General features: G+C 70.3%; 20 protein-coding genes. 8 read left to right on the top strand and 12 right to left on the bottom strand.

All coding sequences use genetic code 11. The features are described from left to right. Positions 1-384 precede the first annotated feature (384 nt). A complete protein-coding gene (locus ACZ5K7_RS15035; protein ID WP_450972192.1) occupies positions 385-1,668 on the top strand; it encodes an ATP-binding protein in 1,284 nt (427 codons plus the stop codon). Between the two features lie 325 nt (positions 1,669-1,993). Here the strand turns inward: ACZ5K7_RS15035 and ACZ5K7_RS15030 are convergent, their stop codons facing one another. The 5 genes from ACZ5K7_RS15030 to msrA form a co-directional block, all read right to left on the bottom strand. Continuing rightward, complete coding sequence (locus ACZ5K7_RS15030) at positions 1,994-2,242, bottom strand: hypothetical protein (protein ID WP_351708389.1); 249 nt, start codon at positions 2,240-2,242, stop codon at positions 1,994-1,996. Between the two features lie 41 nt (positions 2,243-2,283). Continuing rightward, complete coding sequence (locus tag ACZ5K7_RS15025; protein WP_468913581.1) at positions 2,284-2,943, bottom strand: hypothetical protein; 660 nt, start codon at positions 2,941-2,943, stop codon at positions 2,284-2,286. Between the two features lie 177 nt (positions 2,944-3,120). Next, the gene (locus ACZ5K7_RS15020; protein WP_351708383.1) at positions 3,121-3,918 is read right to left on the bottom strand and encodes a hypothetical protein; all 798 of its coding nucleotides are present in this window, start codon (positions 3,916-3,918) and stop codon (positions 3,121-3,123) included. A 336-nt stretch (positions 3,919-4,254) separates the two neighbouring features. After that, a complete protein-coding gene (locus ACZ5K7_RS15015) occupies positions 4,255-4,809 on the bottom strand; it encodes a hypothetical protein (RefSeq protein WP_468913579.1) in 555 nt (184 codons plus the stop codon). 481 nt (positions 4,810-5,290) lie between these two features. Continuing rightward, complete coding sequence (gene msrA, locus ACZ5K7_RS15010; protein WP_351692951.1) at positions 5,291-5,803, bottom strand: peptide-methionine (S)-S-oxide reductase MsrA; 513 nt, start codon at positions 5,801-5,803, stop codon at positions 5,291-5,293. Between the two features lie 407 nt (positions 5,804-6,210). Here msrA and ACZ5K7_RS15005 point away from each other — a divergent pair, with 407 nt between their 5' ends. Further along, on the top strand, positions 6,211-7,317 hold the full coding sequence (locus ACZ5K7_RS15005; protein WP_468913576.1) for a serine hydrolase domain-containing protein: 1,107 nt from the start codon (positions 6,211-6,213) through the stop codon (positions 7,315-7,317). Beyond that, the gene (locus ACZ5K7_RS15000) at positions 7,314-8,099 is read left to right on the top strand and encodes a type 1 glutamine amidotransferase family protein (RefSeq protein WP_468913573.1); all 786 of its coding nucleotides are present in this window, start codon (positions 7,314-7,316) and stop codon (positions 8,097-8,099) included. Before ACZ5K7_RS15005 ends, ACZ5K7_RS15000 begins: the two co-directional genes overlap by 4 nt. Here ACZ5K7_RS15000 and ACZ5K7_RS14995 read toward each other — a convergent pair. Next, positions 8,081-8,464 carry a VOC family protein gene (locus tag ACZ5K7_RS14995; protein WP_351692960.1) on the bottom strand — a complete coding sequence of 128 codons (384 nt, stop codon included), beginning with the start codon at positions 8,462-8,464 and terminating at the stop codon, positions 8,081-8,083. The two genes, ACZ5K7_RS15000 and ACZ5K7_RS14995, sit on opposite strands and share 19 nt — an antisense overlap. A 97-nt stretch (positions 8,465-8,561) precedes the next feature. On the opposite strand from ACZ5K7_RS14995, the gene ACZ5K7_RS14990 reads away from it, so the two are divergent. The 3 genes from ACZ5K7_RS14990 to ACZ5K7_RS14980 all read left to right on the top strand — a co-directional run bounded on the left by ACZ5K7_RS14990 (position 8,562) and on the right by ACZ5K7_RS14980 (position 11,854). Next, positions 8,562-9,605, top strand: coding sequence for an ABC transporter substrate-binding protein (locus ACZ5K7_RS14990; RefSeq protein ID WP_468913909.1), 1,044 nt, complete (start codon positions 8,562-8,564; stop codon positions 9,603-9,605). Next, entirely contained in the window at positions 9,606-10,598 is a 993-nt protein-coding gene (locus ACZ5K7_RS14985; protein ID WP_351692966.1) for a FecCD family ABC transporter permease, read from the top strand. Positions 10,599-10,813: 215 nt separating this feature from the next. After that, complete coding sequence (locus ACZ5K7_RS14980) at positions 10,814-11,854, top strand: FecCD family ABC transporter permease (RefSeq protein WP_468913569.1); 1,041 nt, start codon at positions 10,814-10,816, stop codon at positions 11,852-11,854. 10 nt (positions 11,855-11,864) lie between these two features. Here the strand turns inward: ACZ5K7_RS14980 and ACZ5K7_RS14975 are convergent, their stop codons facing one another. Next, entirely contained in the window at positions 11,865-12,908 is a 1,044-nt protein-coding gene (locus ACZ5K7_RS14975; protein WP_468913566.1) for an NAD(P)-dependent alcohol dehydrogenase, read from the bottom strand. A 169-nt stretch (positions 12,909-13,077) separates the two neighbouring features. Here ACZ5K7_RS14975 and ACZ5K7_RS14970 point away from each other — a divergent pair, with 169 nt between their 5' ends. Next, positions 13,078-13,971, top strand: coding sequence for a helix-turn-helix domain-containing protein (locus ACZ5K7_RS14970; protein ID WP_351692975.1), 894 nt, complete (start codon positions 13,078-13,080; stop codon positions 13,969-13,971). Between the two features lie 84 nt (positions 13,972-14,055). On the opposite strand, the gene ACZ5K7_RS14965 is transcribed toward ACZ5K7_RS14970, so the two are convergent. From ACZ5K7_RS14965 to ACZ5K7_RS14945, 5 genes are all read right to left on the bottom strand, one after another. Further along, a complete protein-coding gene (locus ACZ5K7_RS14965) occupies positions 14,056-17,361 on the bottom strand; it encodes a S8 family peptidase (protein ID WP_468913563.1) in 3,306 nt (1,101 codons plus the stop codon). A 258-nt stretch (positions 17,362-17,619) separates the two neighbouring features. Continuing rightward, positions 17,620-18,303 carry an ABC transporter ATP-binding protein gene (locus tag ACZ5K7_RS14960; protein ID WP_351692981.1) on the bottom strand — a complete coding sequence of 228 codons (684 nt, stop codon included), beginning with the start codon at positions 18,301-18,303 and terminating at the stop codon, positions 17,620-17,622. Between the two features lie 286 nt (positions 18,304-18,589). Continuing rightward, on the bottom strand, positions 18,590-20,065 hold the full coding sequence (locus ACZ5K7_RS14955) for an ABC transporter permease (RefSeq protein ID WP_468913560.1): 1,476 nt from the start codon (positions 20,063-20,065) through the stop codon (positions 18,590-18,592). A gap of 135 nt (positions 20,066-20,200) precedes the next feature. Then, positions 20,201-21,445: a L,D-transpeptidase gene (locus ACZ5K7_RS14950; protein ID WP_468913557.1), complete on the bottom strand. Its 1,245-nt coding sequence runs from the start codon at positions 21,443-21,445 to the stop codon at positions 20,201-20,203. 223 nt (positions 21,446-21,668) lie between these two features. After that, positions 21,669-22,013, bottom strand: a complete 345-nt coding sequence (locus tag ACZ5K7_RS14945; RefSeq protein WP_351692990.1) for a hypothetical protein — start codon at positions 22,011-22,013, stop codon at positions 21,669-21,671. Between the two features lie 109 nt (positions 22,014-22,122). On the opposite strand from ACZ5K7_RS14945, the gene ACZ5K7_RS14940 reads away from it, so the two are divergent. Beyond that, positions 22,123-22,440, top strand: coding sequence for a hypothetical protein (locus tag ACZ5K7_RS14940; protein WP_351692992.1), 318 nt, complete (start codon positions 22,123-22,125; stop codon positions 22,438-22,440). Positions 22,441-22,471: the final 31 nt, after the last annotated feature.

The following is a 22,471-nucleotide window of genomic DNA, read 5'->3' as shown; positions in this document are numbered from 1 at the left end:
CAGGAACCCGGGCGGGTACTGCGGACTCGGCGGGACCGGGGTGTCCTGCCCGAGCGGTGTCGCGCCCGCTCCGGTGGGTGGGGACAGGTAGGCCGTCTCGCCACCGGGAATCGCGTCGCTCACGACGAGGGCGGCGGACCGGCGCGGCGAGGGAGGGTGCCGTTCCGGCTGCCGTCCGGAGGACGCACCGCGGGCGTCGGGCCCCTCGGGAAGCCCGGCCGATCGCCGGGCGAGGTCAGGCGACAGCGACAGCGCTCTTCCCGGCCCTCGTTCCTGTCACACCCATGCCCGCCCCTGGGGATCCCACGGTCTGCCTGGGGCCCGCCTGGGTTCGTCACGCGGCGCTGCGGAGAGAACAATGGGACCCCCGCGCCGTGTGAGGTGATGGTGATGCCTGCTTGGCACCTGCGCGAATATCACGAAGACGATCTTGACCAGGCCATCGACATCTGGGATCAGAGCCGCCGGGCCGACGAGGACCAGGTGTTCGCGGTTTCCGAGGTCATGACGGCGGCCAAGGCCGGGCAGCCGGCGGTCGTCGCCGTCGTCGGCGATGAACTGGTCGGCATGGCCGTAGCACAGGCGTACGAAAAGCGGGGGTGGATCCTCCTGGTGGCGCTCGCCTCCCGCTGGCGCGAACGCGGGATCGGGAGCGCCCTGCTCTCCGATCTCGAGCGGCGCCTGCGGGCACTGGGCGTGCGCCACATCAGCGCGCTGCTGCCCGCCGACGCGGCAGGGACGAAGGCTCTGGAGAACTCCGGTTACCGATCCCGCGACGGGCTCACCTTCTACGAGAAACTCGAACCAGTCGAGACCGCCAACGCGGAGGTCCTGGCAGCGCTGGGCGGGCGCATGCTGCCCGAGGGTCTCTGGAACGCCATGGCCGGCATGGAGCAGGAGAAACAGGTCGTCGAACGCCGGGTCGTGCTCCCGCTGACCGAACCGGCGCTGGCGGACCGTTACGGCGTCGTCCCGCCCAAGGCGATCATCCTGTTCGGCCCGCCGGGTACCGGAAAGACCAGTTTCGCCAAAGCGGTCGCCTCACGGCTCGGCTGGCCGTTCGTGGAACTCTTCCCCTCACGTCTCGCGGCCGACACGAGCGAGGGTCTGGCCGTGGCACTGCGGGAGGTCTTCGCGGACCTGGCGGAACTGGACTCGGTCCTCCTCTTCATCGACGAGGTCGAGGAGATCGCCGGTGCGCGCTCCGGAAAGGCGGTCGATCCCGGGCACGGCGTGACGAACGAGCTGCTCAAGCTCATCCCCATCTTCCGCGAGCACGACGCGCGGCTGCTGGCCTGTGCCACCAACTCGGTTCGCTCTCTCGACGCGGCGTTCCTGCGGCCGGGCCGCTTCGACTACGTCATCCCCATCGGCCCGCCGGACGCAACCGCCCGCGCGGCGATCTGGAGCCGTTATCTCAGGGCCTCCGCCGACTCGGTGGATGTCGCCCAACTCGTCCGGGCGAGCGAGCTGTTCACCCCGGCCGACATCGAATTCGCCGCCCGCAAGGGCGCACAGGCGGCATTCGAGCGCGAAGTCACCCATCGTCAAGGCCGACCGGCCACGACCGAGGACTACATGACCGCCATCACCGACACGCGGCCGACGCTCACCGCACAGGCCATCCGGGAGTTCGCGGAGGACATCGACAAGTACCGCCGGCTCTGACACGGACTCCACGCCCGCCCCACGTCAGCAGCGGTGGTCCTCCGCTCCGGGCTGCCCTCCATCCGCGTACCGGGCCGACGGGCCACATGGCAGCGCCGGCTCGGCGGTACCGCCATCTCCGGCCCGATCGGCGTTGCCCCTGGCGGACGGGGCCGATCGGCCGTGGTTCACCGTCCGGTGGGCCGGCCCGTCACGCCAGGAGGTGGGCGAGCGACGCGTCGTCAGCGGGACAAGGGCGTTCCTGGGGCAGCAGCCGGGTCGCGGAGCCCCAGTCACGAGCGCAGGTCCCGCTCGGGGTCCCACTGCAGCCGAGTGGGCGCGCGCTTCAGCTGACGTTGCAGGCGTCGAAGAACGCGCTCAGCCGGAGGGCGTCCTCGTGGGCGCTTCCATCGCCGGGAGAGCTCGTCGACGGAGTGAACATGGACGCCTGCGCCTTGCTTCGCCACCACGCCAGCTCCCCGGACACGTCACAGTGCACCGGTGCCTGCCCCGAGTTCTGAACCGAAGCGCTCAGCACGTTCCGTACCTCCTGTTCGGGGACCGCGCCGACGATCCACACACCTGTGACGCTCAACTCCGCCTCCTTCTGCTCTTCCACCCCGACTCGGGCATGTCTCAGCCGCCGGTATGACGGTCGTCCGTACCGCGGGTCCACAGGGAGAGGTCGCTGCTCGTCGCTACGGCGATCGTTCGGCCGGAGGGGGAAAAGCCGGCTGCACGGAATGTGGAGTAGTGCGAGTGGAAGATGTGCCACCACTCCTCTCCGTGCGGACCCGCGTGGGGGAGCCCGCCGTCGCCGGACAGCAGAACCCGTTCGTTCGGCCAGGCCGGGGTGACGACTTCCAGGGTCCAGCCGTCTTCGGTGGTGGTGTGCAGGCCGCCGCCGAAGAGCCCGGCGATGCGTACGCGGCTTCCGGTGATCGGTCCCAGCCCCGGGCAGGACAGGTCGGCGACGGCGTCGGGGGTGCTGTCCTCGGGAGCGGGGTCGCGGTCCCTTGCGATCTTCTCGCCGGTCACGGCGTCGAAGAGACCGTGCCCGCCGGAGGAGACGACCATCACCAGATCGCGGCTGGTGTCGGGGTCCGTCGCGAAGCCGATCCCGAGCAGTCCGCCGACGGGGACGCCGTACTCGTACTCGAAGACGGGCCGCCAGGGTTCGGGTGCGGGCATCACCGGGGCCGCGAGAAGCCGGTTCCGCATCGCCCTCTGGTACGGCGAGAGTTCGGGCTCATGCTCGGACCGCCCTTCCGGGGGCGTCTCCTTCGTCCACTTCATCACGGGACCATGATCCTCGCCTCGAAAGGCCGGCCCCGAAGGCGACCCCGGTCCAGCGCGTAGGCACAGGTTCTTGTCGGCTGTGAACGCTGCTTGACGACCCAGATCAAGCCGTGTTCACAACCCTTTCCCTCCGTCGGTGTTCAGGCTGGTCGTGGCCCGGCGTGCTGTGCGGCGTCAGCCGCGTCGCCGCCACCAGCGCTGCTTCTGCCCGGCTGTCCGTGGACCGGTTCCGGCCCCATCAGGGGCTGACGTGCCGCCCGGCGAGAAGGACCTCAAAGCGGCGCGGATACGGTCGAAGGGGGCAATGGTGTGATGGTCGTCGGCGGGGAGTGCTACTCCGACGCAGACCAGCTTGAAACTGTCCTCGCCGAGGGGCGCGCCCATGAACACCGGTGCGCCCGCGCACCCTTGTGGCAGGTCTCCGATCCACCGGATGCCGCCGTCGCCTGAGCGGGTGATCCGGCCGATCACGACAGCCTGCTCCCGGGAACCGTCCCCGTCGTTGACGTGTCCCAGCAGATAGGCCGGGACCGGCGACTCACCGAGGCCGGCGATGTCCTGCTCGGTGGCCGCGATGCCGTCGGTGATCTCGTCGGTCGTCCAGTGCCAGCCCTTGCGGGCGCCGTGCGCGTGCAGCCCGGTGGAGGGCATGACCGCCACCCCCAGGTCGCCGAGATGAGTCCACCCCTCGGCGAAATCGAGCATCATCAGCTTCTCGGCACTCATCACGGGTGCGCACAGTGCAGGGCGCAGGGTGAACTCGGCCAACTCGACTCGTGCCGGCTCACTCGCGGTCACGAGGTACTGCCGGATGACCTCGCCTTCGGAGGTCGTCTCCACGAGTTCGTTGAACCAGAAGGCCGTCGCGTGTTGTTCCTCCCGGTGAGCTCGCTGGAAGGGAATCGTCGAGCGGCCGACGTGATCGACTATCGCGTCGATGGTCGCACTGGTGTGATCCGGCAGGTCAGACATGGATCGAGAGGCTAACGCACGGTCGGAGGCAGCTACCGGGCAGCATGGCAGGGCCCGTCCGCACGCCTCCGGTCCTCGTCGACGGCGACGGCGACGGCGACGGCGACGGCGACGGCGACGGGCAAGGGTCTGTCAACGCGGCTTGATGACCCACGTCATGCGGCCCCGCTTCCACGCCCCAGGGAAACGGCCCTCGCGGACTGCCGCCGACGTGGATCTTCGCCGGACGACGCGAAGACGGTCACCGGGTGCCGGTGGGCCTGCGTCCCTGGGGCCCGGGCGGGGCCCGGCGATGACGCCGGACGGCTCACGCGGACCCGGGGTGCAGGCCGGTCGTCAGGCTCTCAGCCGCTCCCGGTCCCCCATCACCACGACGGGGTGAAGGCGGGGATCGAGGGTGTGCAGCAGGGTCTTCATGCCGGACTCGGGGACGGTGACACAGGCAGACGTGCCGTCGCCGTGGTCCAGGTGCAGCCATATGCCGCCGCCCCTCTCCACTCCCTGGGGACGGTTCCAGTCGAACGGCGGGGCACCCCTGAGCCGGTTGTAGTCGATGGCGATGACGTAGTCGAAGTCATGGGCGTGGTCTTCGCCGTCCTCGATCATGGACGCGAAGGCGTTGTCGTCGTACCAGTAGCGCAAGCGGCTGCCCGGGTCCTCGAGAGACCCTCCCGCGTCCGTCAGGGAGAACGCGCCGACGGGACTGCGCTCGTCGTCCATGCGATGGTCGGTCGTCCAGCCCAGCCTGCCGTTGTGCGCGGGCCAACTGCCCTTGCTCTTCCAGGCGGTGCCCTGCCTCTCGTAGAGCACGACGGTGCTCTCGGCGGAGTCCGGGCCGTCGCCGTAGACGACCACGGCCTGGCGGGCGTCGGCCGGTACGCGCTGCCACATACGGCTTCCGACACCCGGAACGCGTGGGCCCGCTTCCGGGCCGGGGGAGCCGGGCGCAGCCGGGTTGTTGACGCCCGGGGCACCGACTCGGCTGCTGTGCTCGTCGGCTCCGGCGCACGCCGCGGTGCCGGCCAGCAGGACACCGCAGGCAAGAGCCGCGGATATGGCGTGACGCGCGCCGCCGCGCCGCGCCGGCGGAGGACAGGACCGTATGACAGTAGATGTCCGCATGACCAGGATCCTGTGGCGGGATGGCCCCGTCACGCATCCCGGACACGGCATCCGGCCTAGCGGCCACGCTGGGCCGGGCACCTCCGCCCCGAACCGACCTGCTTTAGCCGCGCACCTCCGCCCCGAAGCGACGTGCCTGAGCCGCGCACCTCCGCCCCGAAGCGACGTGCCTGAGCCGCGCACCTCCGCCTCGAAGCGACCTGCCTGGGCCAGGCGCCTTCGCCCCGAAGGGCGGCGTGCCGTCTCTTGGTCAGCCCTCCGCGCGGGCCGGGAGTCGCCAGCCCGGGCGCGGGAAGTGGCAGGTGTAGCCGTCCGGGTAGCGCTCCAGGTAATCCTGGTGCTCGGGCTCGGCCTCCCAGAAGGGGCCGACCGGCTCCACCTCGGTGACGACCTTGCCGGGCCAGAGTCCGGAGGCGTCCACGTCCGCGATGGTGTCCTCGGCGATCCGCTTCTGCTCGTCGTCCACGTAGTAGATCGCGGAGCGGTAGCTGAGGCCGATGTCGTTGCCCTGGCGGTTCTTGGTGCTCGGGTCGTGGATCTGGAAGAAGAACTCCAGGATCGCGCGGTAATCGGTCTTCTCGGGGTCGAAGAGGATCTCTATGGCCTCCGCGTGCGTGCCGTGGTTGCGGTATGTCGCGTTCGGCACGTCACCCCCGGTGTATCCGACCCGGGTCCCCGTCACGCCCGGGAGCCGGCGGATCAGGTCCTGCATCCCCCAGAAGCATCCGCCCGCCAGCACGGCCCTCTGCGTCTGCGCAGCCATTACGGACCCTCCAATTTCTGTAGCTCGGTCACTCGGGCTGTTCGGCTCGCACATCACCGGCGTCCCGCGCCCACTCGCACAACGCGCGAGGACCCCGAGCGATTCCGCACCCGCCCGACCGACCTCACGGCCTCCGTCCGGGTAACGCACCACGCCCCTGTGGCAGGCGGCATCCCCGCCCACGTGGCGGCGGAAGTGGCGCGTCCGGCCGACCGGCTCGTCGACTCGCCAGTACGGGCATCGACGTCGGCGACCTCCGCAACGGTCCCGGCCGGACGGTCCGCGCCGCGTGGACGCCGCCGGGAGCCGGTTCCGCTCTCCGACGGCACCGGGGCGGTCGAGGTCGCCTGGGATCCGCGCCGGGAATTGGGTTGCGTCGCCGTCTGCCGGCGGGCTGAATGGCCCGTATGGCCGACATTCACGGCTCCTACGACGAGCTGTTCGCCGCTGTGCCCACCATGCTCTCCGGACTGCTGGACGAGGGGGATGTGGGAGGTGCCGTCGCCGTCTTCGTGGACGGGAAGGCCGTGGTCGACGTGTGGGGCGGGTTCGCCGACGCGGGCCGGAGTGTGCCGTGGGAGCGGGACACGATCGTCAACGTGTTCTCCGTGACCAAGACGATGACCGCGCTGTGCGCGCTCGTCCTGATCGACCGGGGTGAGCTGGATCCCGACGCGCCGGTCGCCCGGTACTGGCCCGAGTTCGCCGCGGCGGGGAAGGAGGGCGTGCTGGTGCGGCATCTGCTCTCGCACACCGCCGGGCTGCCCGACTGGGAGGGGCCGACGGAGGAGTTGTACGACTGGACGTCGGCCACGGCCCGGCTCGCCGGGCAGGCTCCGCAGTGGGAGCCGGGGACGGCGGCCGGGTATCACTCGCTCACCCAGGGGTTCCTCGTGGGTGAGGTGGTGCGCCGGATCACCGGTCGGAGCCTGGGCGAGTTCTTCGCCGCCGAGGTGGCCGGGCCGCTGGGCGCCGACTTCCACATCGGGCTGGGTGCCGAGCACGACCGGCGGGTGGCGCTCACCGTGCCGCCGCCGGGCAAGGACGAGGACTACGCGGCCGCCGCACGGGACAGCGACACGAAACGCGCCGGCGTCGCCACCCTGCGCGTCCGGGACGGCAACAGCATCGCCTGGCGGCGCGCCCAGATCCCCGCGGCCAGCGGCTTCGGCAACGCCCGGGCCATCGCCCTCGTGCAGTCCCTGCTCGCCTGCGGCGGAACCGTCGGCGGGGTGCGGGTGCTGTCGCCGGCGGGGTGCGAACGGGCCCGGGAGGTGCAGTTCGACGGTGACGACCGGGTCCTGGGCATGCCCTCCCGGTACGGCCTGGGCTACGGCCTCTTCGGGAGCGCCCTCGGCTGGGGCGGCTGGGGCGGCGCGCTGGTCTGGGTCGACCCGGACGAGCGGATGGCGATCGCCTACGTGACGAACCAGATGCGTGAACCGGCGGCCGACAACCGGGCCATCGAGCTGGTCATGGCCGCGCAGGACGGGCTGAAGGGCCTGCGCGGGTGACCGCGCCGCACCGCCGCCACGGCGAACCCCGGACCCTGACCAGCGGGGTCTTTCTCGTCGGGGGAGGCTGGGACGCGCCCGAGGTGTACGAGCCGCTGCTGCGGGCCGCGGGTGGGGGCAGCCGTCGTATCGGATGCCTGATCGTCGACGAGGGGGACGGGGCGGAGCAGTTCGCGCGGTATGCGGGGGCGTTGCGGGCCGCCGGGCAGTGCGTTCCGGTGCCGCTGCTCGTGCCGGTCGGAGGGCGGTTCGAGCCCGGGTCGTTGAAGGACGGGCTGGACGGGGTGCTGGTGTGCGGTGGGCTCACGCCCGCTTATCAGGACGCGTTCGCGGGCTGTCTGGAGCTGCTGCCCGAGGTGCTCGCCGAGCACGGCATCCCCTACGCCGGGTTCTCCGCCGGTGCCGTTCTCGCCGCCCGGCGGGCCGTGGTCGGCGGCTGGCTGGTGGACGGCGCGCCGGTCTGTCCGCCGGACACCGCGGAGGACCTGGACGAGGTCGAGGTCCGGCCGGGCCTCGGCCTGGTGCCCTTCGCGGTGGAGGTGCACGCGGCGCAGTGGGGCACGCTGGGCCGGCTGGTCGCGGCCGTGTCACGCGGCTGGGTGCCGTACGGCGTCGCGATCGACGAGAACACCGTGCTGACGGTGGCGGACGAGCGGGGCCTGGTCGGCGGGCGTGGGCGCGTGCATGTCGTACGGCCGTCCGGTGGTGACGGAGCGGGTGCGGTCGTACGGTCGTACGCGCCCGGGGAGTCCGTGTCGCTGGGTCAGCCGCCGCTGCCGTAGGGCCGGGTGAGGATTTCCAGGCGGTGGCCGTTGGGGTCGTCGAAGTAGGTGCCGCGGCCGCCGTCGTTGGTGTTGATCTCGCCGGGGCGGCTGTGGTGCGGGTCGGCCCAGTAGGTGAGGCCGGTGTCCCGGACGCGGGTGAAGATCTCGTCGAATTCGTCCTCGGAGACCAGGAAGGCGTAGTGCTGCGGCGGAATGTTCCCGGGGCTCTCCATGTAGTCGAGGGTGACGCCGTTCGGCAGGGCGACCGGGACGAACGGGCCGTATTCCGGGCTGACTTCGAGACCGAGGATGTCGGCCAGGAACCTCGCCGACGCGTGCTTGTCGTGCGCGGCGACGATGGTGTGGTTCAGGTTCACGGTCATCGTGGGACCTCCTCCTGTCCAACGTACTCCCGGCACCGGTTAAGGTAAGGCTTGCCTTAGCCATTGATCGGGAGACCTGGTTGTGCGTGCGTCGAGAATGAAGGCCGTCCTGGCCGTGTCCGCCGTGTCCGTGGTGGGCGGCCTGCTGGCCGGCTGCGGTTCCTCCGCCGCTGACGACGATGCCGGTGCGTCGCATGCCGACGGGACCGTCAACAAGGTCGCCGGCGCCTCCGAAGGCCCCTCCGCCGCGCCGAGCGCCGTCGCCGACGGCATGGGCTCGGACACCGAGACCGACGGCCTCTTCCCGCGCACGGTCACCCACTTCGAGGGCAGGACCACCATCAAGGCGCAGCCGAAGCGGATCGCGGTGCTCTCCACCGGGCAGCTCGACGACCTGCTCACCCTCGGCATCGTCCCGACCGCCGGCACCCGCGCCGAGAACGCCGGGCTCGTCCCCGACTACCTGGCCGACGCCTTCCCGCAGGACAAGAAGAAGCTCGCCGCGATGACCGACGTGGGCACCCGCAACGCGCCCAACCTGGAGTCGCTGGCGGCCGCCAAGCCCGACCTGATCCTGATCAACGACTCGCTCGGCGACTTCTACCCCCAGCTGTCGAAGATCGCGCCCACCGTGGTCACCGCCGGCCAGGGCATCAACTGGAAGCGCGACCTGCTGCTGGTCGGGGACGCCGTCGGCAAGGGACAGGAGGCGCAGGAACTCCTCGACGACATCGTCGACAACGCGAAGAAGAGCGGCACCGCCCTCGACCCGTCCACCACCGTGTCCATGGTCCGCTTCACGCCCGACCGCACCCGGATGTTCGGCGTCTCCTCCTTCACCGGCTCGATAGCCGTCGACATGGGGCTCTCCCGCCCCAAGTCCCAGCAGTTCAACGCCATTTCGCAGGACATCAGCGCCGAGAAGGTCGATGTCGCCGACGGTGACTGGATCTTCTACTCCGTGCAGGGCGACGCCGCCAAGACCGACGCGGCGAGCACCCTGGCCGGGCCGCTGTGGAAGTCCATGAAGGCGGTCAAGGCCGGTCACACCGTGCAGGTCGACGACGACCCCTGGTACCTCAACGCCGGTCCCACGGCCGCGCGTCTGGTCGTACGACAGCTCGCCGAGCGCCTCCGGTAAGTGCGCCGCGCCCTCGTCTGGCCGACGGCCGCCCTCGTGGTGGCCGTCGTCGCCGTACTCAGCCTCGCCGTCGGCACCCGAGCCGTACCGCCGGCGACGGTGTTCGACGCCCTGCTGCACGGCGGGAACTCACCCGACGCGCTCGTGGTGCGCTCCCTGCGGCTGCCCCGCACCGAGATCGGCCTCACCGCGGGCGCCGCGCTCGGGCTGGCCGGTGCCGCGCTCCAGGCGGTCACCCGCAACCCGCTCGCCGACCCCGGGATCCTCGGGCTGAGCCAGGGCGCGGCGGCGGGGGTCGTGCTCGCCATCGTCCTCGGCGGCTCCGCGTACGGCTTCGGGGCCTACGTCTGGTACGCCTTCACCGGCGCCGTTCTCGCCGCCTGCCTGGTGTACGGGATCGCCTCGCGCGGGCGGGGCGGGGCGTCGCCGGTGAAGCTGGCGCTGGCCGGTACGGCCCTGTCCGCGATGACCGCGGGGGCGACGACGGTCGTCCTCACCTCCAGCTCCGCCACGCTGGACGAGTTCCGGTTCTGGCAGGTGGGGGCGCTCAGCGGGCGGGACCCCGGGTCGGTCGTGCGGATGCTGCCGTTTCTGGCGGTGGGGGCGGGGCTGGTGCTGGCCTGTGCCAGGGGGCTCGACGCGTTGGCACTGGGCGACGAGACGGCTCGGGCGCTGGGGCATCGGGTGCATGTCGTACGGGGATGCGCGGCGCTGGGGGCCACGCTGCTGACCGCTTCCGCGGTGGCGGCGGCCGGGCCGATCGCGTTCGTGGGGCTGGTGGTGCCGCATCTGGCGCGGCGGGTGGTGCGGGGCGGGGGGTATGCGCGCGTGCTGCCGCTGTCGGCGCTGCTGGGGGCGGGGCTGTTGCTCGCCGCGGATGTACTGGGCCGGGTGGTACGGGCTCCGGCGGAGGTGCCGGCCGGGGTGATGACGGCGCTGGTGGGGGTGCCGGTGCTGGTGGGGCTGGTACGGAGGAAAGGAGCCGTGGCGTGAGGCGTACCCGGGGTGGGGGCGAGGGGGTGGGGACGCCCACCGGCGCCGGCCGGGTGCCGCCGCGCCCACCCGTGCCGCCCTGCGGCACACCTGCCCGCAGCTGGGTGGCTGAAGAGGAGGCGGCTGGGCAGCGCCCCTTCAGGGGCGCGGGGCTGTACCGATCTGCGGCTCCGCCGCGGGGCGCGACCAGCCCCCACCGGCCCGCAGGGGTACTCGTGCTGCGCCCCCACCGGCCCGCAGGGACGTTCGTGCTGCGCCCCCACCCCCGTTTCTCCCTCCTCCTCCACCGACGGTCGATGACCGTCGCCCTCGCGCTGCTCCTCGGCCTCCTCCTCGCCATGGCCGCCTCCGCCTCCCTGGGCCGGACCTACATCCCCCCGGCCGACGTCTGGCACACCCTCCGCGGTGACCAGACCCCCTACGACCTGGTCGTCAACGAGCTGCGGGTGCCCCGGATCGTGCTCGGCGCCCTCGTCGGTGTCTGCCTCGGGCTCGCCGGGGCGCTCGTACAGACCGTCACCCGGAACCCGCTCGCCAGCCCCGACGTCATCGGCGTCGGGCACGGCGCCGCCGCCGCGACCGTGCTCGCGCTGGCCACCGGAGCCGTCGCCGCGCCCGGCGCGATGCCGCTCGTGGCCGTCGGCGGCGGACTGGCCGCCGCCGCTCTCGTGTACGCCCTCGCCTGGCGGCACGGCATGCAGCCCAGCCGCTTCGTGCTCACCGGGGTCGGTATCGGCGTCGCGCTGTCCGCCGTCGTCCAGCTGTATCTCACCGACAGCGAGCTGGACGCGGCCGAGCAGGTCAAGCTCTGGCTGACCGGCAGTCTGAACGGCCGCGGCTGGGAACAGGCCGGCCCACTCGCCGTCGTACTCGTCCTCGCCCTGCCGGGGCTGGTGTGGGCGGCGCGGGCCGCGCGGCCCCTCGGTCTCGACCCCGACACCGCCGCCGCCCTCGGCCTCCCCGTCGACCGGGCCCGCCTCGGCCTCACGCTCCTCGGCGTGGTGCTCGCCGCCACCGCCACCGGGGCCGCCGGGCCGATCGGGTTCGTCGCGCTGACCGCGCCGCAGCTGGCCCGGCGGCTCACCCGCACGCCTCAGCTGCCGCTGGTCTGCTCGGCGTTGACGGGCGGCCTGGTGCTGGTGACCGCCGACCTGGTGGCCCGCACCCTGGTACCTCCGCTGGAGATCCCGGTGGGTGCGCTCACCTCCCTGGTCGGCGGTCCCTACCTGCTCTATCTCCTCGGCAGACGGAAGTGATCCGCAGGAGTCAGATCGTCGCCGTGTCGATCACGAAGCGGTAGCGGACGTCGCTGTTGACGACCCGCTCGTAGGCCTCGTTGACCTGGTCCGCGTTGATCAGTTCGATCTCGGCGCCCAGGCTGTGCTCGGCGCAGAAGTCCAGCATCTCCTGGGTCTCCTGGATACCGCCGATGCCGGAGCTGCTCAGGACGCGACGGTTGCCGAAGACGGAGGAGAGCAGGATGTGCACCGGCTCCTCCGGGATGCCGACGTTCACCATCGCGCCGTCGGTGCGCAGCAGCGACAGGTACGCGTCGAAGTCGAGCGGCGCCGACACCGTGTTGAGGATGATGTCGAACGTGCCCTTGAGGTCATCGAAGGTCTTCGGGTCGCTGGTCGCCCGGTAGTCCGTGGCGCCCAGCTTCAGGCCGTCGTCCTTCTTGCGGAGCGACTGGGACAGGACGGTGACCTCCGCGCCGAGGGCGGCGGCGATCTTGACACCCATGTGGCCCAGGCCGCCGAGGCCGACGACCGCGACCTTCTTGCCGGGACCCGCGTTCCAGTGCTTCAGCGGGGAGTACGTGGTGATGCCGGCGCACAGCAGCGGGGCGGCGACGTCGAGGGAGAGGCCGTCGGGGATGCGGACGACGTAGTTCTCGTCGACGACGATCTTCTGCGAGTAGCCGCCGTAGGTCGGCTGCCCGTCCTTGCCGACGGCGTTGTACGTCCAGGTCGGACCGCCACCGGTGCAGTACTGCTGGAGACCGGCCTTGCAGTTGTCGCACTCGCGGCAGGAGTCGACCATGCAGCCGACGCCCACCCGGTCCCCCACCGCGTACTTCGTGACACCCGGGCCGACCTCGGAGACGACGCCCGCGATCTCGTGACCGGGCACCATCGGGAAGATCGCCGTACCCCAGCCCTCGCGGGCCTGGTGGATGTCGGAGTGACAGATACCGGCGAACTCGATGTCGATCAGGACGTCGAATTCACCGACCGCGCGCCGCTCGATCGTGGTCCGCTCCAGCGGGGCCTTCGCGGCGGGCGCGGCGTAAGCAGCAACAGTGGTCATGAGGGGGGTTCTCCTAGGGGTGTAGGCGTACCCGGTCGCCTTCTCCCGGGCACCCGTCCAGGCTCCTCCACGCTACGTCCGCCACCCAGCCCTCGCCTCTGCGTACGTCTGGCGTGCCTACCACTGGCGGGGTCAGCTTTCCGTGCGTACGACCGTGAATACTGGAGGTATGGAAGAGCAGCCCCCGACCTCCCCCTCCTCGCCCCTGGACCGGCGTGCCGAACTCAGCGAGTTCCTGCGCACCCGGCGGGCCCGGCTGCGCCCCGGCGACGTGGGGCTGCCGGACTTCGGGCGGCACCGCAGGGTGCCGGGGCTGCGGCGCGAGGAGCTGGCCCAGCTGGCCGGGGTGTCGGTGGCGTACTACACCCGCCTCGAACAGGGCAACGGGCGGAACGTGTCGGCGGAGGTGCTGGACGCGATCGCCCGTGCGCTGCGGCTCTCCGATGCCGAGCACGCGCATCTCATGCACCTCGCCAAGGGCAAGCAGCACAAGAAGAAGACGTCGTCACGGCCGCAGCAGGTGCGTCCGGCGCTGGGTCAGCTGCTGGAGGCGATGGACGGCGTGCCCGCGTACGTCGGGGGGCGCCGCTCGGACATCCTGGCGTGGAACGGCATGGCGGCGGCGGTCTTCGGTGACTGGTCGGAGCTGCCGGTCACGGAGCGCAACTGGGCGCGGCTGGTGTTCCTGCGGCCCGAGTACCGCGATCTGTTCGTCGAGTGGGAGCAGAAGGCGATCGACATCGTCTGTCTGCTGCGCATGGACGCGGGCTGCTTTCCCGACGACACCCGGCTGTCCGCGCTGGTCGGCGAGCTCTCGGTGAAGAGCGAGGAGTTCCGCCGGTTGTGGGCGACGCACGACGTCAAGGAGAAGAGCCACGGGGTGAAGCGGCTGCACCACCCCCTGGTGGGCGAGCTGTACCTCAGCTACGAGTCGTTCCGGATGCCGGACGACCCGGACCAGTCCCTGGTCACGTACCACGCGGAGCCGGGCTCGGCGTCGGCTCAGGCGCTGCGGCTGCTGGCCAGCTGGGGCACGGACGCGACCCGGGTCGCCGCCCCCTGACCTGACCCCGGGCATGGGGAACGGCCCGCCGGAAGCCGCGCTTCCGACGGGCCGCTCGCTGTGGATCCACTCAGCGGCTACGGCTCACTTGGCGTAGTACGCGTTGTAGATCGAGATCGTCGACTTGTTGCCCTTCTTGTCGGCGATCTTGGCGTGGAACGAGATGGCCTTGCCCTTGGCCGGGTTCTTGACGGTGATCTTGCCGTGGCTGACCGTCAGCTTCTTCCAGGTCTTGCCGTAGTCGTACGACACGTAGACCGAGAGGGACTTCAGGTTGCGGCCGGCGGCCGAGCCCTCGACGGTGACCGGGAAGGTGACCTTCTTGCCCGCCTCGACGCGGCTGTCCGACCCGGTGTTGGCGCCGAAGTGGACGGTGGAGGCCGGGAGCTTGGCCGGGACGCCGCCGGTCGGCTTCTTCGAGCGGAAGGTCCAGCTCGCGTCGATCCGCGTGGAGGCGGCGGCGACCTTGACCGAGCGGATGACCGAGGTGGTCAGCTTGTACTCGGCGTCGGCGGACGGCACGGTGAAGGCGTCGCCGCCGAACAGCGGGTCCTTGTTGGAGCCCACCTTGGTGCCGTTGCGGTACAGGGTGGTGTTCACCGACAGGAAGTCGGAGGACCCGGCGTGCTTGGCGCTGTCGGAGAACAGCGGGACGAAGCCGGAGATCTGGTTGGCCTCGCGGTACAGACCGAAGTCGCTGGTCAGATGCGGGCCGAAGATCGCCCTGTTGAAGGTGTTCTGATAGCTCTTGCCTGCCTTGTACGGCTGCGGGTCGCTCGTGTAGAAGGCGTCCGCGATCGGCAGGCCCTGGGCGTCGTGGCCGCTGAACTGGGTGAAGTCGAAGCCCCACAGGGCCCCGTCGACGGTGGAGACGTGGACGGTGCGGGAGCTGGGCAGCTTCTGCTCCACCTCACCGCCCATCACCATGTCCTCGCCGATGATGCCCCACGGGCTGACCGAGCCGGTCTTGCCGGGAGCGGAGCCGCCGAGGCTGTTCTTGACCGTGGCGAACTCGCCGGTCTTGAAGTGCCGGACCTTGTCGCCCTGGATCTTCTTGACCTGGGCGCTGGTGGCGACGTCGTACTCCTCGCTCGCGCCCTTGGTGAACTGGCCGCTCCAGGTCTGGGTCAGACCGCTCGCGACCTCGCCGCCCAGCGGGGCCATCCGGATCTTGTCGAAGGTGTCGAAGCCGACCCCGAACCCGATGCCCGCCGGGTCGTACATGTAGTCGATGGTCGCGAAGCTCGGCTTCGCCTGCGCGTCCGCCACGGTGATGTCGGCCGCCTTGGTGGTGCGGGCGTCGACGGTGACCGTGAGGTCATGGGTGACGCTCAGTTTGGGCTGGACCAGCCAGTCGAGACCGCCGTCGAAGGTGGTGAAGTCCTTCGCGATCCAGGCGTCGAGCAGGTACGTGCCCTTCGGCACCCGGATCGTGGTGGTCCCGGAATCCGCGGTCGGCACCGTGTAGGCGCGACCGTCGCCGAGGCCCGAGTAAGCCAGCAGCGCGGTGTCATAGACACCGGTCGGATTGCCGTCGCGCCCGATGTGCTTGACGGTGACGCTGTACGACTGCACCTCACGCTGCACCGCGGCCGCCGTACGGACGGTCTGGCCGTCGCCGGTCGCCGTGACGTACGCCGAGTAGGCGCCGTCCAGGGTGCCGCCCAGCTTGGTGTTCACGGTGACGTCGACGGCGGCCGTGCCGCCCGCCGGGACGGTCACCTTGGTCGCGCCCAGCTTGAAGAAGCCGGCCGGGGCCGCCGCGCCCTTGGGGTCGGTGCCGCTCGCCGAGAGGCTGAGGGTGACGTCCTTGGTGCCGAGGTTGCGGTAAGTGAGCTGCTTGGTGACCGGGGTGTCGTCGGTGTGCGGCCACTGCTGCACACCGAAACTGACCGACACCGGGTCGGCGACCACGGTCTGCTTGATGGCCTTGTCGACGGCGATACGGCCCGAACCCTGCTCGAACGGCGTGTACTTGCCGCCCTTGGCGGAGCCGGTCAGCGCGGCCTTCAGCTGCTGGTAGCCCCAGTCGGGGTGCTCCTGCTTCAGGATCGCGGCGGCGCCGGCGACATGCGGGGTCGCCATCGACGTACCCGAGATGGTCAAGTAGCCGGGCGGGTTCTCGCCGACCTCCTGGTCGATGAGACTGCCCTTGGCCGCGGCCGCGGTGATGTCGACGCCGGGCGCGGTGACGTCCGGCTTGATGGTGCCCTCGGCGCTGGGGCCGGTGGAGGAGAAGTCGGCGAGCTTGTCGTTGCCGTCGACGGCGCCGACGGTGAGCGCGGCGTCCGCGCTGCCCGGCGAACCGATGGACTCGGGGCCCTCGTTGCCCGCGGCGATCGCGAACAGGATGCCCTTCTCGTTGGAGAGCTTGTTCACCTCGGCTTCGAGCGGGTCGATCTCCGGGGTGTCGTAGCCGCCCAGGCTGAGGTTGACGACATCGGCGCCCTCGGCCGCCGCCCACTCCATGCCGGCCAGGATGCCGGAGTCGTCACCGGAGCCGGTGTCGTCCAGGACCTTGCCGTTGAGGATCTTCGCACCGGGCGCGACGCCGGTGTACTTGCCGTGCGACTTGGCGCCGGTGCCCGCCGCGATGGACGCGACGTGCGTGCCGTGGCCGAAGTGGTCCAAGGCGTCGGCGGCCGCGGTGAAGTTCTTGGACTCGATCACCTGGTCCTTGAGGTCCGGGTGGGTCGTGTCCACACCGGTGTCCAGGACGGCGATCTTGACGCCCTTGCCGTTGTAGCCGGCCGCCCACGCCTTGGGGGCGCCGATCTGCGGCACGGACTTGTCGAGGCTGGCCTTGCGGACGCCGTCGAGCCAGACGTGCGCGATGCCGGCGGCGGCCTTGTCCCCGTTGGTGACCGCGTCCCACAGCTCCGGCGTGTCCTTGACCGGGGTCTGCACGGCGTCGGCGTTGAGCGTCTTGAGGGTGTGCCGCAGGGTGCCCGCGTCGCGGACGTCGGCCTTGGCGGCGCCGGCGGCGCCCTGGTACCCGACGATGACCTTCAGGCCGTTCTTCTGGGCCTTGCGGGTCGCGGCCTTGTTCAACTCGGTGACGTCGAAGAGCCGTTGGTCCAGCTTGCCGGAGGAGACCAGCTGGACGGCGTCACCGGGGACGACGAGGGTGTGCCCGTCGGCCTTGCGGATCTGGAAGGGTATGTGCTCGCGTCCCTCGGCCCGTTCCAGGCCGACGACCCGGCCCTTGGCGTCGAGGGCGACCCGGTCACCGGTGATCAGGGTGACGTGGTGCCGGCCGGCGATCGATGAGGCGGCTGCGGCGGCCGTGGCGGCGCGCTGCTCCGGCTTCGCCGACGCCGGGCTGGTCATGCCTGCGGCGAGGGCGACGGCTGCCGCCGTGGCCACCGTGGCCGCGGCAGCTCTTTTCACTTGTCTGCGCAAGACTCCCCCTGGGAGACGGTGTACCGGGCGAAATCCCCATTCACCCGGCCGGAGGCAGTCCCGTACGCATATACGTCAACCCCCCGGAATACGGAGTATGCCGGGGGGCGATCAGCGGTCTCAAGAGATGAGAGACCGGTAAGAGATGTGCAGGAGAACTGTTACGCGCCGGGGCGGACACTGTTACCCAACTGCGCGGTTGTGCGCGGGAGTTCGGTGCTAGGCGCCGTCAGCCCGTGACGCACCTCACGCGCCCGCGTTCTCCTTGACGGTGATCTTGCCCTTGCGGATGGTCGCCAGCCGGGGGGCCTTCTTCGCGATCGCGGAGTCGTGGGTGACCATGATGAAGGTCAGCCCGTGCTCCTTCCACATGCGCTCCAGTACGTCCATGATCTCATCGCGCATGCTCTCGTCGAGGTTGCCGGTGGGCTCGTCGGCGAGCAGCACCTTGGGCTGCTTGACGAGGGCCCGGGCGATCGCGACGCGCTGCTGCTGACCGCCCGACATCTCGCCGGGCAGGTGGCCGAGGCGCTCGCCGAGACCCACCGACGTCAGCGCCTCGGCGGCGCGTTCCCGCCGCTCCTTGGCCTTGACGCCGAGCGGGACGAGGGCGGTCTCGACGTTCTCCTGGGCGGTGAGCGTCGGGATCAGGTTGAAGGACTGGAAGACGAAACCGATGTTCTCGCTGCGGACCCGGGTCAGCTTGGTCTCGGAGAGCTTGGCCAGGTCGGTGCCGTCCAGGACGATTTCGCCGGAGGTCGGCCGGTCCAGGCCGCCGAGCATCTGCAGGAGGGTGGACTTGCCACCGCCGGTCGGGCCCTGGATGACCAGGCGGTCGCCGTCGGAGATGGTGAGGTCGATGCCGTCGAGGGCACGGACGGTGTCCTTGCCGCGGGAGTAGAGCTTGGTGACGCTTCTGAGTTCGTACATGGTGGCTCCTGGAGGGTTCGGGGTGGGGCGGTTTCGTCGTCGGCTGCGGGTGGGTGGGGGCTGATCGCGCAGTTCCCCGCGCCCCTTACGGGGCGCTGCAGTTGCGGGCGTCCTGTCAGCTCACTCAGCTGCGGGCAGTCGTGCCGCTTGGGCGATGGGGGTCCCCCCCCCGCTCGAGCGAAGCCGAGAGTGGGGGAGGGTGGGCGCTGGGGGTACCCCCTCTGGGGGAGGCACCCTGCAAGCGCCGGTAAGCGACACCCCCCGCCCCAGCCACAACCGGCGCCGGCTACTCCACGCGCCGCAGCGCGTCCGCAGGCCGCAGCCTCGACGCCCGCCAGCCGCCGAACGCGCCCGCGATCAGGCCGCCGGCCACCGCCAGCCCCACTGCCACCGCGATCGTCGTCACGCTGACCGGTGCCGTCAGGGCGACCTCCAGCGTCTTCGCGGCCTGCCGCCCGCCGCCGAAGCCACCGCCACCGCCACCGCCGAAGCCGCCCCCGCCGCCGGCGTTGCCGCCACCGCCACCGCTGCCGAGGGAGGCGTCCAGGGTCGGGCTGATCTCGGTGACGACATACGCGCCCGCCAGACCGAGCGCGATGCCGAGCGCGCCGCCGACCAGGCCGTTGACCATGGCCTCACCGATGACCTGCCCGGTGACCCGGCGGGACTTCCAGCCCAGCGCCTTCAGCGTGCCGAACTCGCGGACCCGGCGGGAGACCGCCGAGGAGGTCAGCAGTCCGGCGACCAGGAACGCGGCCACGAGCACCGCGATGGACAGCCACTTGCCGACGTTGGTGGCGAGCGAGGACGCCGTGGAGAGGGAGCCGGAGACGGTGTCCGCGAGATCGGCGGAGGTGGTGACCGTCGTACCCGAGACGTTCTTCTGGATGGTCGACTTGACGGCCGAGATCTGCTTGGAGTCGGTCGCCTTGACGTAGATCGTGGTGACCTTGTTCTTCTCGTCGGCGAGCGTCTGCGCCTGCTTCAGCGGCATGTACAGGTTGGCCGCCGCGTCACCGCTGTCGGCCGTCGCGATGCCGATGATCGTGTACTTGACCTTGTTGATGGTGACGGTCGAACCGACCTTGTACTTCTTCTCCTTGGCGTACGCCGAGTCGGCGACCAGCACCTTGGCGTTCGTCTCGGTCGTCTTGAAGGTACGGCCGCTGGTGATCTTCGACGAGGTCAGCGGGCCGATCCCGGTCTGGGTGACGTCGGTGCCGTAGACCGAGTACGAGTTGACGTCGAAGTTGGCTCCGCCGCCCTGGACCTCACCCTGCGGCTGACCGGTGCCGCCCCCGCCGCGGCTGCCTCCGGTGCCGCCGGAGCCCTGGTCCTGCTGGAACTGACCCCGGGTGAACTGGCCGCTGATCTTGACCACGTTGAGGTTCAGTCCGCCGACCGCGGTCGCGACGCCCTTCTGGCCGCCGACCTTGGTGACGGTGGTGGAGGCGAGGGTGGTGAAACCCTGCACCATGACGCGGTCACTGCTCTGCGTGCTCGACGAGCCGTTGTTCTGCGCGTCGAAGTTGAAGCGGGGCCGCTGGGAGGCGCTCGTGGTCGCCGACGCGGCCTTGGTGACGGTCATGTCCGTACCCAGGCCGTACAGCGACTGGAGGACCTTGTCCTGCGCCTTCCCCATGCCGTTGGACACGGAGTTGACCACGATGACCAGTGCGATACCCAGCGCGAGGCCGGAGGCGACGACGAGAGCCGCCTTTCTGCGGCGGCGCAGTTCGCGCCTCAGGTAGGTGAAGAACATGACCGCAAGGTAGGGACACACCGTGATGGCTCGATAAGGCCGAAATAAGAGAAGCATGAGAAGGCTGTGCCGGGCCCCGGAAATACCGATGCCGCCCCTGGGGGCGGCATCGGCGAGCTGTGTGGCGACTGTGTGTCAGACGGCCGAACCGGCCTTCCAGGCGGCCCAGTTCAGGTTCCAGCCGTTGAGGCCGTTGTCGGGGGCCACGGTCTTGTCGCCGGTGTTGGAGATGACCACCACGTCACCGACGATGGAGTGGCTGTACATCCAGTAGGCGGGCGTGCTGGTGTCGTTGGCGCCCTTGGTGTCGGACAGACCGACGCAGCCGTGGCTGGTGTTCACGGCACCGAAGATGGACTTGGCGCCCCAGTAGTTGCCGTGCAGGAAGGTGCCGGAGCTGGTGAGGCGGATGGCGTGCGGCACGTCCTTGATGTCGTACTCGCCCTTGCCGTCGCTGTCGGTGAAGCCCACGGTCGCGCCGTTCATGCGCGTCTCCTTGAACTTCTCGGACATCACCATGATGCCGTTGTACGTCTTGTTCTCGGGCGAACCCGCCGAGATCGGGATGGTCTTGACGGTCTTGCCGTCCTGGGTGATCTTCATCTCCTTGGTCTTGGCGTCGACGTAGGAGACCTGGTTGCGGCCGATGTGGAAGGTGACCGTCTTCTGCTGGACGCCGTAGACACCGGAGGCGCCCTGCACACCGTCGAGCGCCAGCTTCAGCGTGACGGTGGAGTTCTCCTTCCAGTAGTCCTCGGGACGGCAGTCCATGCGCTGGGTGGAGAACCAGTGGCAGGCGACCTCCTGCCCGCTGCTGGAGGTGACCGTGATGCCCTTCTGGACGGCGGCCTTGTCGGTGATCTGCTTGTCGAAGTTGATCGACACGGGCATGCCGACGCCGACGGTCGAGCCGTCCTCCGGCGTGAAGGTGCCTATGAAGCTGTTGGTCGGGGAGACCGTGGTGAAGGACGCGTTCTCGTGGGCGACCAGGCCGGCGGAGTCCTTGGCCTCGGCGGCGACCTTGTAGGTGGTGGACCGCTCCAGCTGGGCGGAGGGCTTCCAGGTCGTCTTGTCGGCGGACAGGGCGCCGGTGACCGCGGTGCCGTCGGCGGTGGTCATGGTCACGCTGGTGAGCGTGCCCTTGCTGACGGTGACGGCGGCGGAGTTGTTGATGGACGCGTTGCTGGAGCCGTCCTTGGGCGTGATCGCGATGTCGGCCTTGGACGACTTCTTCGCCGCCGCCTGGTCCGACTGGGCCTGCGAGCTCTCACCGCTGCCGGACGCCTTGTCGTCGCTTCCGGAACACGCCGTGAGCACCAGCACACCGCCGAGCAGTGCGGACGCGGCCACCAGGCCCTTGCGCCGCTTACTGTCCGTCATCACACGCTTCTCCATCGTTGCCGAGTCCGCGAACAAACCGAGAGTCCCCGTCAAGAACCTTCAACGCTACGGCCGCTGCGTCCCGTTCCACATTCCAGGGAGGTGTGGGGCACACCACGTCCGCCGGGGCGGCCGGTGCGGCAGGGGTCGGTCCGTGCGCTGTCCGAGACGACGAAACCCCGGACGGCGGTTGCCGTCCGGGGTCACTGGTTCCCCGGATCGTTCAGCCGATGTCGTCCTCTTCTTCGTCGCCCTCGCCATCATCCTCGTCGAGGTCCCAGTCCGGCGAATCCGGATCGTAGGAAACGTGCTCGCTGGACCAGGAGGCCTGCTGGAGTTCGACTCCGGGCACCTCGCTGACCAGGTCGAACGGGTCGACCAGGTAGGCGAGGGCCTCGGCGGTGTCTTCCGTCACAGCGGTCTCGGCGTGCGCACGCTCCTCGCCGGGCAGTTCGGGGTCCTCGGCGATCCGCTGCAGCGCGGCCTTGGTGACCTCGTCGGCGTCCTCGACTTCGAGGACCAGCTCCACCCGAAGCCGCACAAAACGTGATGTCTCTGGAGTGCTCATGCCCGGAGCGTACGACCGAAACCTCCCGTGACTTTCCCGTGACCCGCGATTTTCACTAACATCGCCCCACACGGCCAATTCGCCAGCGTCACAAGGGGATCGATATTCCGTGTCATCCGTTCGCCGCCCGCTGCTGACCGCCACCGCCGCAGGCACGCTCCTGTGTGCGCTGTGGTTCGTCCCGTCCGCCCACGCGTCGCAGGACACCCCGGCGAGAACCGGCACGTCGGAGAGTACGGCGACGCGGGTCACCCAGCAGGCCAGGGCGCTGTCCGAGGCCACCACCGAGGCGACCGGGGACGCCGGCCAACTCGCCGACACCGGCAGCCCGGACACCACGCCGTACGTCATCGGCGGCACCCTCTTCCTCGCCGTCGGCGCGGGGTTCGTGGTGTATTCGGTGCGCCGGGAACGGCTGGAATTTTAAACAACTTGACCGATCCTTGACCGAGGACTCA

It is taken from the genome of Streptomyces sp. NPDC031497, from assembly GCF_055580905.1.
This window is presented reverse-complemented; position numbering and strand designations above follow the sequence as displayed.